General features: G+C 72.9%; 7 protein-coding genes. 4 read left to right on the top strand and 3 right to left on the bottom strand.

The window, feature by feature from the left end:
• Positions 1-4: 4 nt before the first annotated feature.
• Positions 5-535: a hypothetical protein gene (locus tag ACFWRO_RS16655; RefSeq protein ID WP_384510429.1), complete on the bottom strand. Its 531-nt coding sequence runs from the start codon at positions 533-535 to the stop codon at positions 5-7.
• Positions 536-746: 211 nt separating this feature from the next.
• On the opposite strand from ACFWRO_RS16655, the gene ACFWRO_RS16650 reads away from it, so the two are divergent.
• Together ACFWRO_RS16650 and ACFWRO_RS16645 are read left to right on the top strand one after the other, a co-directional pair.
• Positions 747-4,847, top strand: coding sequence for a hypothetical protein (locus ACFWRO_RS16650; RefSeq protein WP_384510426.1), 4,101 nt, complete (start codon positions 747-749; stop codon positions 4,845-4,847).
• 126 nt (positions 4,848-4,973) lie between these two features.
• On the top strand, positions 4,974-6,689 hold the full coding sequence (locus ACFWRO_RS16645; RefSeq protein ID WP_384510519.1) for an ABC transporter ATP-binding protein: 1,716 nt from the start codon (positions 4,974-4,976) through the stop codon (positions 6,687-6,689).
• A 126-nt stretch (positions 6,690-6,815) separates the two neighbouring features.
• Here the strand turns inward: ACFWRO_RS16645 and ACFWRO_RS16640 are convergent, their stop codons facing one another.
• On the bottom strand, positions 6,816-8,630 hold the full coding sequence (locus tag ACFWRO_RS16640) for an ABC transporter ATP-binding protein (RefSeq protein ID WP_384510516.1): 1,815 nt from the start codon (positions 8,628-8,630) through the stop codon (positions 6,816-6,818).
• Between the two features lie 68 nt (positions 8,631-8,698).
• Positions 8,699-10,396, bottom strand: coding sequence for an ABC transporter ATP-binding protein (locus ACFWRO_RS16635; RefSeq protein WP_384510423.1), 1,698 nt, complete (start codon positions 10,394-10,396; stop codon positions 8,699-8,701).
• 266 nt (positions 10,397-10,662) lie between these two features.
• Here ACFWRO_RS16635 and ACFWRO_RS16630 point away from each other — a divergent pair, with 266 nt between their 5' ends.
• Positions 10,663-11,739 carry a FecCD family ABC transporter permease gene (locus ACFWRO_RS16630; protein WP_384510421.1) on the top strand — a complete coding sequence of 359 codons (1,077 nt, stop codon included), beginning with the start codon at positions 10,663-10,665 and terminating at the stop codon, positions 11,737-11,739.
• Entirely contained in the window at positions 11,736-12,845 is a 1,110-nt protein-coding gene (locus tag ACFWRO_RS16625; protein ID WP_384510418.1) for a FecCD family ABC transporter permease, read from the top strand. Before ACFWRO_RS16630 ends, ACFWRO_RS16625 begins: the two co-directional genes overlap by 4 nt.

Below are 12,845 nucleotides of genomic sequence, written 5' to 3'. Positions count from 1 at the left end.
GCCGCTAGCCCACCCAGCTCCGCAGCAGCTCCTCCCGCTGAGCCGCCCGGGGCGACGACCCCTCCTCCCACGCGCGGCCCCACTCCGCCATCGCGGCCAGCGTGGTGGCCATCGTCGCGGCGCCGTCCGTGAGGCGGGACAGGAGCGCTTGGGAGAGGTCGGCCTCCGCCGCGGAGTAGCCGACGGCGGCGGCCGCGTACACCGACAGCTCTTCGTCACCGTCGTGTGCTTCCACCCGCAGCGTCATCAGCGCCGGGCCGCCGCCGGTCGGTCCGCTGCCGCCCGACATCGCGAGGTTCACCACCGTGTCGAGCGCCATCTCCGTGACCGCGCCGATCTGCCGCTTCAGGGTCTTCACGGGGACGGCCGACATCGTCAGGGCCCGCACGTCCTCCCATAGGTAGAGGCGGGACTGCCCGTCGCCGAGGGCCAGCACGCCCTCGGGGGTCAGACGCACCCCGGGAGTCAGACCGGCCGGCTTCGCGCCCACGTACACATCGCCTTCGGCGATCCAGAACAGGCCCACCATGGCCATCGGTTGCTCACTTCTCCCGACGACCGCGCCGCCGTTGTCACCTACACCAAACAATCTGATCGCCCTCCGGAACGTGCGAACGACCTGGGAAGTTCCCCGCCGGGCGGGTACGGGGGAGGGCGTGGGAGATGCGGTGGAGGGGCGGGCGGCGATGTCAGTGACGCCGCGTAGCGTTGGGGGTGTCGATCAACAGCACGGGGGAGAACGGCGCATGGGCACGCGTGTCGAGGGCAGCGGCTACACCGCGGAACTGACGGACGACCTGGAGGTCGTCTACCGCAATCCGCAGGGGCGGAAGGTGAAGAACGTCCCCGAACCCCTCTCCGGAACGCCCGGGCTCGGCCTGCTGCTCAAGACCTGGACGCGGCTGAAGAAGCAGCGTGAGGCGTGCCGGGAGCAGGCGCGGGCATGGGCGCAGGCCGGGGCGCGTGTCCCGCGCGCGCTGGCCGACGCCGATCCGCTCTGGCAGGAGGCACTGGAGTCCGAGGCCGTCGACGTCGAGGACGAACTGGGCGAGGGCGGCCTGTGGGCGCGTACGTACACCGGGTTCGACGGCCGCACGCTGACCCTCCTGCTTCCCGAACAACTCGTCCCGTACCGCGACCGCTTGATGCGCGAGGAGGGCTGGGAGCCGGACAGCTGCTTCTCCACCGGCGTACCGGACCCCTCCGACGGGGAACTGCCGTTCCCCGAGCGGGTCATCGCCGCGCACCCGGGCTTCGAGGAACTGGCCGCCCAGAAGCTCATCTCCCTGCAGGACCTCACGAGCGGGTGGAGGTTCCTCTTCAAGTATGACGTCGACGTGATCCTGCATGAGCTCGAAGAGTCGGCTCCCGCGCTGATGATCACCCTCCTCGACGAGTTGGCCGACCTGGCCCTGGAGAAGGGCGAGCAGCCGACGGCCACCGCCTGGTTCGGGCGCGCCCGCACGGCTGAGCGCACGCAGGCGCGCAAGGTCGACCGGGAGTGGCTGGCGGGCCGCTACCTCGCGTACGCCGAGGGCAAGGCCCTCTCCGCCACGGTCCTGCGTGCCTGGGCCCGCGACCTGGCCGTCAAGGGCGCGGCGACCGGGGCCGACCTCGCCCGTTTCCGGCACGTGGTCATCCGCCGCGTCCAGGCCTCGGGGGAGTTGTACCCGCAGCTGGCCGTCGACGTACGCAAGATCGCCAGGGCCGCCGGTCTCGAAGCCGAGCGGGAACTGGCCACGCTGCTCGGAGAGGTGTGCGCGGTCGGCGCCGTCTCGCTGAGCGACGACAAGTTCTGGACCGACTGCTTCAAGGGCTCGGCCATGGACCTCCTCGGCGTTCACGCCCCCGAGGCGGCGCGCCAGGTGCTGAAGCTGCGGCCCGAGCGGTTCAGCGGCAACTCCAAGCTGTGGCGGGAGCTGCTCGAACGCAGTGGTGCGCTGGCCCTGCTCACCGGCGAGGCCGGCGGGCTGCCGGCGGGCGAGGCCGCCGCCTGGCTGTCCGAGTGCGTCGAGTCGAACAGCAGGCGGATGGGCCCCTGGCGGGTCATGTACGAGATCGCCGAGAGGATCGCCCCGCGGCTGGCCGCCGACGGTGTCCCCGTGGAGTTCCCGTACGACACCTTCGGCCGTCGGACCGACAGGAGGACTCCTCTCGACCTCATCGACGTGCTCCTTGAGCACGGCGCCCCGGTCTCCGACCCGCCGGCGCTCCTCGGCCCGTCGGAGCTGTACCACCTCCAGCTCGACCGCAGGCCGAAGCTGGAGCACCTGCGGGCCGACGAGCGTTTCGCCCGTGAGCTGCGGGCACGCGTGCGGGCCGACCTGGAGATGACCACCAAGAGCCAGGCGACCAACAGGTGGTACCAGCCGCAGGCCACCAAGGGCTGGGAGCGGATCCCCGCGCTCTTCGACAACCCGATCGGGCACGAGGAGATCCGCGCCTGGTCCGAGCGCGAGCGGGCGAGGCTGCGCGCCGGGGTCGACTTCGACGAGCTGGTCCTGCTGCTCGGCCGCTACGCGCACGTGGGCGTGGCGACGGACCTGCTCCTCAAGGACGCGGACGCCGCAGCGGAGTTCGCGGCGGTGGACGTCATGCCGCTGCTCATGGCCGAGCTGCCCGACACCGTCACACGTGAGCAGGCGGAGGAGCTGGTGGGCAGGCTCGAGCCGTACCACGTCGACGACGAGGGCGTACGAGGAGTCAACCGGGGACCGATCCTGGAAGCCCTGCCTCAGCTGGGCGAACCGATCCACAGCCTGGCCGCCCGCTCCCTGGTCATGGCCGCCAACTGCCGTGACGGGCTCGAGCGGCTGGTCCGCCGCTTCACCCCGGACGAGGACCGTCCGACGTCCGCGACCGGGTCCGCGACCGGGTCCGCGTCTTCGTCCGCGCCCTCGCCCGAGACGGAGTCGGACGATCCGGACATTCGGATGAGCCGTCGGCTGGTGCGGCTCGCCGAGCACGGCACCACGGTCTGGGGAGGCGATCTCGCGCAGGCCGACGCCACGATCGACAACCTTCCCCGTGACAACAGCTTCCGCCACACGCACGCCTGCGCCGCGCCGTTCGCCCTGAGCGCGGTCTCCTTCAGGGCGGGCGGCCGGCCGGACCGGTCTCTGTCGGCATACGCCGCCCACCCCCTCCTCGCCGGGGAACCGGGCCGATGGCGGCTCGGCCGGTGCGAGGTGCCCGAGGACGGTGCGGACGTCCAGCTGCCCCTCCCCGGGAAGGCCTTCCGCACGGCGACGTCCGCGTCCGTCGTCCTGGGCGGTGGCAAGTCCCACCGGACGCTGTGGGAGTACGCCCCCGACGGCTCCTTCTCCGAGGACGGACCCCTGGCTCCCGCGGGCCTGAAGCTCACGCGCGCCCATGTGCTGGAGCCGGTCCGCCCCGGCGCCTGGTTCGCGCGCTTCGCCGAGCTGCACCGCGAGCGCGGCCCGGCGCCCGCCCGACCCGAGCTCGCGGAGGACTTCGCCGAGCGGCTCGGCCTCACCGTGGCGGAGGCCACCGTGCTGCTGATGGCGCACGTCCCCTGCGCGCCGCACCAACTGGAGGACGAGGACGGCTACGTCTCCCGTCACTCCAGCGCCGACCTGGAGCCCTGGAACATCCGGCGGAACGAAGCGGACGAGGCGGTCGGCGCACTGACGTCCGCGCTCGCCCCCCGGTCCGTCACGACGCTCTACGACAGGCTCCTCCCCGACGACCCCGAGCAGCTGTGGACCACCGGGCCCGACGTCGACCGGGCCGCCCAGTGGTGGGAGCACGAGCTGGGGGCACCCCTGCCCGTACCCACGGAACTGCTGCGCCCCGCCGCCAAGGAGACCCTCCTGCCCAGGGGCGAGCCGGCCCTCCACCGCGTGCACAGCAGGGACGCCTGGGCCTGGTGGCCCCACCTGCGGCTGCCCGCCCTGCTCGGCCGCCTCGCCGCCGGGGCGCACTGTCTCGACCCCCACCGGTCGGCCCTGCTGGGCGAACCCCAGGTCCTGGCGCTCCCGAGGATGGCCGCCTGGATCGCCTACCGCACCCAGGCCGGCGATCCGCTGCGCCCCGCGGTGGGCGCGGCGATCTCCCGACTGCGCGAGGTGTCGGCGTCGGCCACGGAACCGCTCACAGTCTTCTCCCTCCAGAGCAACTACCTGATGGGCGCGCCCCCTTCGACCGAGGCGATCGCCGCGCATCCGGCGGTCACGGAGGAGGCCGACCCGGTGTACGACGTACGCCACATCCGGGTGGACCCGGCCGCGCTCAAGGGGGCCGACGATCCCCTCCTGGACACGCTGGACGCGTACCTCGACTCCGTACTGCCCTCCCAGTGGCTGCCCACCCTGTCCGGGCTGCCTGCCCTCGCGGACCTGCGGCTGCTGCTGAGCGACGACTTCGCCGCGCTGGGGGAGCACCTCACCACCGACGGGGAGCGCCCCTCGGGCTGGGAGCAGAACCCGGAACGCTCCGTACCGCAGCTCGTGGAGGAGTGCGCGAAGACGTACGGACTGAGCGAGGACGCCGCGGCGCTCTACCTGACGCTGCTCGCCCTGCCGGACCCGTCGGACCGCAACGTCAAGGCGTGGACCGGTTGGAAGCCCACTCGCTTCAAGGCGGCCGAGGCCGAACTGGGCACCTCGGGCCGCGTGCTGCGCGCCGTCCGGCCACGAGCGGGCCGCTCCCTCTTCCTGCCGGGCGCCTGGCAGGAGCGGAAGCCGCCGCGCCTCCCGATCGAGGCGGCGAAGCTCGGCCTGCTGCCGCTGGCCAGAGAGCACCGGTCGACGTCACACCTGGCCGCGGTCCCCTCGGCTCCCCTGCCCACCCTGTTCGAGCGGGCGTGGAAGGCCCAGGTGAACTGACCTCCCTCAACCCCCGACCCCACCGACGCGTCCTGATGTGGACGCCGCACCGAAACAGAGGGAGCAAGCGTGGCCACCACGACAGAGCCCACCGCACTCACGGAACCCGACCCGCCCGCGTGGCGCATGCTCCTCGGCTACGTCCGGCCGCACCGCTGGACGCTGCTCGGCGGGGCGGTGCTGTCGCTGGTCACCGGGGCCACCGGGCTCGCGCTGCCCCTGGTGGCCAAGTACCTCATCGACGCGCTCTCGGACGACCGTCCCATCACGGGCGCCCTGCTGCTGATGTCAGCCCTGGTCGTCGCGAACGCGGGCATCGGCGCTCTCGGCGGGTACGTGCTTCGGCGCACCGCCGAGTCGGTCGTCCTCGGCGCGCGGCGCACCCTGTCGTCGTACCTGCTGAGGCTCCGCATCTCCGCCGTGGACCGCACCGAACCCGGTGACCTGATGGCCCGCGTCACCTCCGACACGACCCTGCTGCGCGAGGTCACCACCGACTCGCTGGTGGGTCTCGGCACCGGTGGCCTGACGCTCGTCGCGACGCTGGTGATGATGGGCCTGGTCGACCCGGTCCTGCTGGCGGTCACGCTGGGCGTGGTCCTTGCCGCGGGCACGGTGATCGGCGTGATCGTGCCCCACATCAACAAGGCGACCCGGCAGGCACAGGACGCGGTCGGGGCGATGGGCGCGTCACTGGAACGCACCCTCGGCGCCCTGCGCACCATCAAGGCGTCCGGCGCCGAGCACCGCGAGGAGAAGGCCGTGCACGCGGCGGCCGAGGAGTCCTGGCGGCAGAGCGTACGGGCCGCCAAGTGGTCGGCGCTGGCGGGGAACACGGCGGGCCTGTCCATGCAGATCGCGTTCATCACCGTCCTTGCGGTGGGCGGCGCCCGGGTGGCGACGGACGCGATCGACGTAGGAACCCTGGTCGCCTTCCTCCTCTACGTCTTCTACCTGATGTCCCCGATCCAGGAGGTCGTCGGCGCGGTCACCCAGTACCAGGCGGGCGCCGCGGCCCTCGCCCGGATCCGCGAGGCGCTGCGGCTGCCCGCCGAACCACCGGCCGAGCCGGCGCCGCTGCCCGAACCCGGCGCCGAACCGGCCGCGCTGGCCTTCGAGGACGTCCGGTTCCGGTACGCGGAGGATCTGCCGTACATCCACCACGGGGTGAGCTTCTCCGTGCCGCCGCGCGGCATGACCGCCTTCGTCGGCCCGTCCGGGGCGGGCAAGACCACGGTCTTCTCCCTCATCGAGCGGTTCTACGACCCGGACGGGGGACGGATCACGTTCGACGCCCGCGACCTGGCCGAGTGGGAGATACCCCAACTCCGCTCGTCCATCGGTTACGTCGAGCAGGACGCACCCGTCCTCTCGGGCACCCTCCGCGACAACCTCCTCCTCGGCCACCCGGATGCGCGCGAGGAGGACCTGCACCGCGTCCTGGGCACCACCCGCCTCGACGGCCTGGTCGAGCGACTCCCCAAGGGCCTGGACACCCTGGTGGGCCACCGCGGCACGAAACTCTCCGGCGGCGAACGCCAACGCGTGGCCATCGCCCGCGCCCTGCTCCGCCGCCCCCGCCTGCTCCTCCTCGACGAGGCCACCAGCCAACTCGACGCCGTCAACGAGGCCGCACTACGCGACACCGTCGCCGACGTCTCCCGCACGACGACCGTCCTGGTGGTCGCCCACCGCCTCTCCACGGTCACCATGGCCGACCGCATCATCGTCATGGACACGGGCCGCGTACGCGCAGTGGGCACCCACAGCGAACTGGTCACGACGGACCCCCTGTACGCCGAACTGGCCACCACCCAATTCCTGGCAGCCGCCGACACCTGACCGTCCCGCCGCCTGACAGTCCCGTCTCCGCCCCCCCCGCCGTTCTCGGCCGGCCGCCCCGCGCGGAAACGCCGAAGTCCCCGTCCCACCCAGCAGGGTGCGACGGGGACTTCGGGGCTCTTGGCGTTACGCCGGTACCGCCGGCTCTCGGCGGCTGTCGGACCAGGCCGACCAGAGTTCGGCGTAGCGGCCGCCTGCCGCTACCAGTTCGTCGTGGGTGCCTGTTTCGACGACGCGGCCCTGGTCCAGGACGACCACGCGGTCGGCCGTTGCCGCCTGGGGGAGGCGGTGGGCGACCATCAGGCCCGTGCGGCCCTCCAGGGCGCGGAGGGCGGCCGTCTCCAGGACGCGGGCGCCCGCGCTGCCCGCGTCGGCGGTGGCCTCGTCGAGGATCGCGATGGGCGGGTCGGTGAGGACGAGCCGGGCCAGCGCCAGGTGCTGTGCCTGGGTCACCGTGAGCCGGTGGCCGCCCTCGCCGACGACCGTGGCCAGACCGTCGGGCAGTCCGTCCACCCACTCCAGGGCGTCGACATGGGTCAGCGCGGCGCGCAGCTCCTCGTCGGTCGCCCCCGGCCGGGCCAGCCGCAGGTCCTCGGAGAGCGGGCCCGCGAAGACGTGGACCTCCTGGCTGATCAGGGTGACCGCCCGCCGGACCCCGGCCGGGCCCAGCTCCCGCGCGTCCACCCCGCCCAGGGAGATCGAGCCGGACGCCGGGTCGTGGACGCCCGCGATCAGCTTCGCCAGCGTCGTCTTGCCCGCGCCGCTCGCGCCGACCAGGGCGACGCGCTCGCCGTCCCTGACCTCCAGGTCCACCGCGGTGAGTACCGGGTGGCCGTCGACGTACGAGTGGCCAAGGCCGGAGACCTTCACCGAGCCGTCCACCGGTGCGGCGGCCCGGACGTCAGGCTCCCGTTCCGCCGGGAGGCTCGACACGCCCACGAGGCGGGCCAGGCTCGCGCCCGCGGACTGCGCGTCGTCGATCAGGAAGAGCGCGGCGTTGATCGGGTTGAACAGGCCGTGGAAGTACAGCGCCGCCGCCGTCGCCGTACCGATGCTCACCGAGCCCGCGTCGACCAGGAAGAACCCGGTCAGCAGGATCGACGTCATGCCGATGAACTCGGCGATGTTCAGGCGGGAGAAGAAGCCCGAGACGAGGTGCATGCCGCGTGCCGCCAGGCCGACCGCCGCCTGCGAGCGCTGCTCCAGGAGGTCGGCGTGCCGGCCGTTCAGCCGGAACGCCCGTACCGTACGGACGCCACCGACGCTGTCGAGGAGCTGGTGCTGCAGGGCGCCGGTCGCGACCCGGTGCGCGGCGTAGATCGTCGCGGCGCGCGGGATGTACCAGCGGACCGTCAGGACGTGGACGGGGACGGCCACGAGCACCGCAAGCAGGAAGCGCCAGTCGAGGACCGTGAGACCGATCAGCGTCAGGATGATCGTGAGGAAGGCGCTGGTGAACTCGGGCAGCGCCTGCCGTACCGCCTTCGCGATCAGCGTGACGTCACCCGTGACGCGCGAGGTCAGGTCGCCGGAACCGGCCTGCTCGACCCGTTCGAGCGGCAGCCGCAGCGCCCGCGCGATGAACCGTTCCCGCAGATCCGCGAGGATCGTCTCGCCGAGCCGGGCCACGAGCGACTTGCCGATCGCCGTCGCGATACCCCGGGCGACGGCGACCGCGAGCAGGAGCACCATCGGCACGGTCAGCGCGCCCGCGCCGCTCTTGTCCACGACCAGGTCCACGATGCGGCCGAGCAGCGGTGCGGTCAGCAGGCCGATGCCCGTGCCGACGACGAGGACCGTCAGCGCCGTCACCGCGAGGGCGCGGTGGTGGCGCAGGAGTTCACGGACGACGGAGAAGGTCTGCGCGCCGGTGGCGGTGGGCAGGAGCTCGCGTTCGGGCGTGCCGGGTCCGCTCATCGTCCGTCCTTCGTCCTTCTTCATGTCTCTGCTGTCCTGGCCCTGTACGTCCTGCGGGCCAGTGTCCTGCGGGTCCCTGTCCTGCGTGCTCGTCATGCCAGCACCGCCGTGCGGTACGACTCGTGGGCGGCGACCAGCTCGGGGTGGCTGCCCTCGGCGGCCACCCGGCCGTCGTCCAGCATGACGACCACGTCCGTGCCGGCCAGCAGCGCCGGACTCGTCGTGACGAGGACCGTCGTGCGGCCCTTGCGGAGGTCGCGCAGCTTGGCCGCGATGCGGGCCTCGGTCACGGTGTCGACGGCCGTCGTCGGGTCGTGGACCACGAGCACCGGCGGGTCGGCCGCCAGGGCGCGGGCGAGCGCGACGCGCTGGCGCTGGCCGCCGGAGAGCGACCGGCCCCGCTCGGTGAGGACGGTGTCCACGCCGTCCGGCAGCGCCTGGGCGACGTCGTCCGCCGCCGAGGCCGCGAGCGCCGGGCCCACGTCGACCCCTTCCTTGTGCGCGCCCGCCCGCACGTTGGCCAGGAGGCTGTCCTCGAACAGGTCGGCGTCGTGGTGGGCGACCAGGATCGCGCGGCGCGCGTCGGCCGGGCCGAGGTCGGTCAGCGGTACGCCGTCCAGCTCGACGCTCCCCTCGGCGGGGTCGAGTTCGCGGCCCAGGCAGAGCAGCAGGTCGTTGGCGGCGGCCGCGTCGCGGGCGACCACACCGACGAGGCTGCCGGCGGCGATGTCGAGGTCGATACCGCGCAGGGCGCCCTGGGTCACGCCGCGCAGCCGCAGCTGTCCGGCGACCCGCTCGGGCAGCTCGGCGGTCCCGGCCGCGACGGCCGGCGGCGAGGCGAGGACCTCGGCGATCCGGTCGGCCGAGGCACGGCCCTGGGCGAACTCGCCGTTGACGTAGGTGAGGAGCTGGAAGGGGCCGAGGAGGTACTGGGCGAGGCCGACGGCCGCCACCAGCTCACCCACGGTGATGCTGCCGCTCATCGCGAGGTGCGCGCCGACGAGGCCGATGGCCGCGATGAAGATGCCCGTCAGGGCGAGGATCGCGCCGTCGTGCCAGGCCCGGCTGGTCGCGGCCCGAAGGGCGGCCGCAAGCGAGCTCCGGCTCGTCTCCCGGTACCGGTCGACCGCCGCCGCCTCGGCGCCGATGCCCTTCAGTACCCGCAGGCCCCCGACCAGGTCGGCGGCGACGCCCGAGGCGTGGGCGGCGTGTTCCTGCTCCGCCTCGCTGCGCCGCTCCAGCGGGCGGCTGATGACATGGCCGAGCCACAGCAGCGGCGGGACACCGAGCAGGACGAGGAGGCCGAGCGGTACGGAGATACGGAGCAGGGCCACCGCGCTGACCGCCAGACCGGCGATCGCGGAGAGCGTGTACGGGAGCGCCGCCGCGACCGAGCCGACGCGCCGGGCGTCGCCGGTGGCGACGGCGGTCAGCGCGCCGGGCAGCCGGCCGGCGTCGGCGCCGCCCCTCGGGTCGAGGACCCGGGCGCCGAGGTCGAGCCGGATCCGGTGCGCGGCGGCCTCGCCGGCGCCCTCGGCGAGCCGCGCGGAGTTCCGGTAGCAGGTCGACAGGATCAGGAAGAGACCGGCGAGCACCAGGAGCCAGCGCAGCAGCGCGCCCGATGAACCGGTCGCCACCGCCTGGTCGATGACCAGACCGATGACGACCGGGACGAGGGCCTCGCACGCCTGGTGCGCCATGCCGAGGAACGAGGCCACGCTGACGCGGCGGCGCTGATCGGCGAGCGCTCTGCGGAGGACGGCGCCCCCCGTTGGTCCTCCAGCGGGCATGCGGATCCTCCACAGAAAGGGGGTGTGATAGTTAGGTAAGGCTACCTTAAACACGGCTGGTGCCAAGGGTGCGTGGCACCCCCGGGGTCATCTTCGCAGCGTGCGGGGCGGTCGGGAACGTACCCTCGCGTTGACCCCGCCCCGACTGTACGGTTAGCCTCACCTAAGTTCCATACGAGGGTGTGTCATCTCGCGTGCCGCACGCCCGTGTTCAACGCTTCGCGCGGCTCGCGGGGCGCTCGATTCCGCCGCCAGGGGAGTGGTCGTTGTCCGTCGAAACCCGGGCGGCGCCCGGAACCGAGACCGGTGGCCCTGCCGGTCCCGTCGTGCCCACGGCCCGTCCGGCCGCGGTGGCCCTCAGGAGCCTCGGCCTCCTCGTGACCGTCGGCGCACTGGTCCTCGTCTCGCTCGTCAGCGTCTGGGTCGGTACGCGAGGCATTCCGTTCACCTCCGTCTGGCACCTGCTGTGGTCGCCCGACGGCTCGGAAGCCTCCGTCATCGTGCACGACTACCGGATCCCCCGCACCGTCCTCGGCCTCCTCGTCGGGATCGCCCTCGGCCTCTCCGGCGCCCTGATGCAGGCCCTGACCCGCAACCCGCTCGCCGACCCCGGTCTGCTCGGCGTGAACCTGGGTGCCTCCGCGGGCGTCGTCGTCGCCATCGCCTTCCTCGGCGTCGCCGCGCCGCTCGGCTACGTCTGGTTCGCCCTCGCCGGCGCCGCCGCCGCGTCGGTCGGCGTCTTCCTCCTCGGCTCCTCCGGGCGGAAACTGGCCACCCCCGACCGGCTCGTCGTCGCCGGAGCGGCCGTGACCGCCGTGCTGTACGCCTTCAACTGGGGCGTCCTGATCTTCGACCCGGAGGCGTTCGACCAGTTCCGCTACTGGACCGTCGGCTCCCTAGCCGGCCGGTACGGCGACATCGTGCTGCTCATGCTGCCGTTCGTCGTCGTCGGCCTCGTCCTCGCCTTCTTCCTCGCGCCCTCCCTCAACGCCCTGGCCATGGGCGACCAGATGGGGCGCGCCCTGGGCGTCCACGTCGGCCGGACCCGCGTCCTCGCGGCCGTCGCCGTGATGCTGCTCTGCGGGGCGGCCACCGCCGCGGCGGGACCGATCGGCTTCGTCGGCCTGGCCGTTCCGCACGTCGCCCGGTTCCTCGCCGGCGCCGACCAGCGCTGGGTGTTCGCGTACTCGGCGCTGCTCGCACCAGTCCTGCTCATCGGCTCGGACGTGCTGGGCCGGGTGCTCGGAGCGCCGGGCGAGGTCCAGGTCGGCATCGTCACCGCGTTCCTCGGGGCGCCCCTGTTCATCGCGCTGTGCCGCCGTCGAAAGCTGGTCATGCTGTGAGCGCCGTACGGGAGACGAAAGCCTCCACCCTCAAGACCCCGCCGCAGCCCAAGACCGCCCCCCGCGTGATCAGCGGCCGGGTCGTCCGCGCCGGAACGGGCGGTCTCTCGCTGCGCTTCCAGAGCCGTACGGTCGCGGTGACCGCCCTGCTGTTCCTCGCGCTCGTCGTCGTCATCGGCATCACGCTGACCACCGGCGACTTCAAGCTGACCGTCGGAGAGGTCGTCGGCGCCCTCACCGGAAACGGCTCCGGCGCCGCCGACTTCGTCGTCAACACCCTGCGCATGCCGCGCATCCTGACCGCGGTCTTCGTCGGCGCCGCCCTCGGCGTGAGCGGCGCGATCCTGCAGAGCCTCACCCGCAACTCCCTCGGCAGCCCCGACATCATCGGCTTCACCAACGGCTCGGCCGTGGGCGCGCTCATCGTGATCATCGTGCTGCGCGGCAGCATGACCCAGATCGCGATCGGCGCCCTCATCGGCGGCCTCGCCACGGCCCTCGTCGTCCATCTGCTGCTGATCGGCCGGGGGTTGCAGGGCTTCCGGCTCGTCGTCATCGGCATCGGCGTCAGCGCCCTGCTGCTCGCGGTCAACTCGTACCTGATCACCCGGGCGACCTTCCAGGAGGCGCAGGAGGCGCAGGCGTGGCTGATCGGCAGCCTCGGCAACCGGCTGTGGATGCACGCCAACACCATCGGAATCGCCCTCGCGGTCCTGCTGCCGCCCGCCCTGCTCCTCTCCCGCCGCCTCTCCATGGTCGAGATGGGCGACGTCACGGCGACGGCCCTCGGCGTCAACGTGACCCGGACGCGCACGATCCTCTTCATCATCAGCGTCGCCCTCGCCGCGTTCGCGACCGCCGTCACCGGTCCCATCGCGTTCATCGCGCTCGCCGCGCCCCAGGTGGTCCGCACCCTCACCCGCTCGTCCGGACCCGTACTGGTGTCCTCCGCCCTCATGGGCGCCTTCCTGCTCGCCCTGAGCGACCTCGTCGTCCAACGGCTGTTCGCTCCCGCGCTGCTGCCCGTCGGCACGGCGACCGGCGCCGTCGGCGGCGCCTACCTCATCTGGCTGCTGATCACCGAGTCGCGAAAGAGCCGCGCATGA

The sequence above is a fragment of the Streptomyces sp. NPDC058579 genome, assembly GCF_042718575.1.
Taxonomy (GTDB): Bacteria; Actinomycetota; Actinomycetes; order Streptomycetales; family Streptomycetaceae; genus Streptomyces.
This window is presented reverse-complemented; position numbering and strand designations above follow the sequence as displayed.

Bases quoted from the DNA above. Each gene is read 5' to 3' on its own strand.
- ACFWRO_RS16655 (WP_384510429.1), bottom strand. From the start codon at position 535: ATGGCCATGGTGGGCCTGTTCTGGATCGCCGAAGGCGATGTGTACGTG.
- ACFWRO_RS16650 (WP_384510426.1), top strand. From the start codon at position 747: ATGGGCACGCGTGTCGAGGGCAGCGGCTACACCGCGGAACTGACGGAC.
- ACFWRO_RS16645 (WP_384510519.1), top strand. From the start codon at position 4,974: ATGCTCCTCGGCTACGTCCGGCCGCACCGCTGGACGCTGCTCGGCGGG.
- ACFWRO_RS16640 (WP_384510516.1), bottom strand. From the start codon at position 8,630: ATGAAGAAGGACGAAGGACGGACGATGAGCGGACCCGGCACGCCCGAA.
- ACFWRO_RS16635 (WP_384510423.1), bottom strand. From the start codon at position 10,396: ATGCCCGCTGGAGGACCAACGGGGGGCGCCGTCCTCCGCAGAGCGCTC.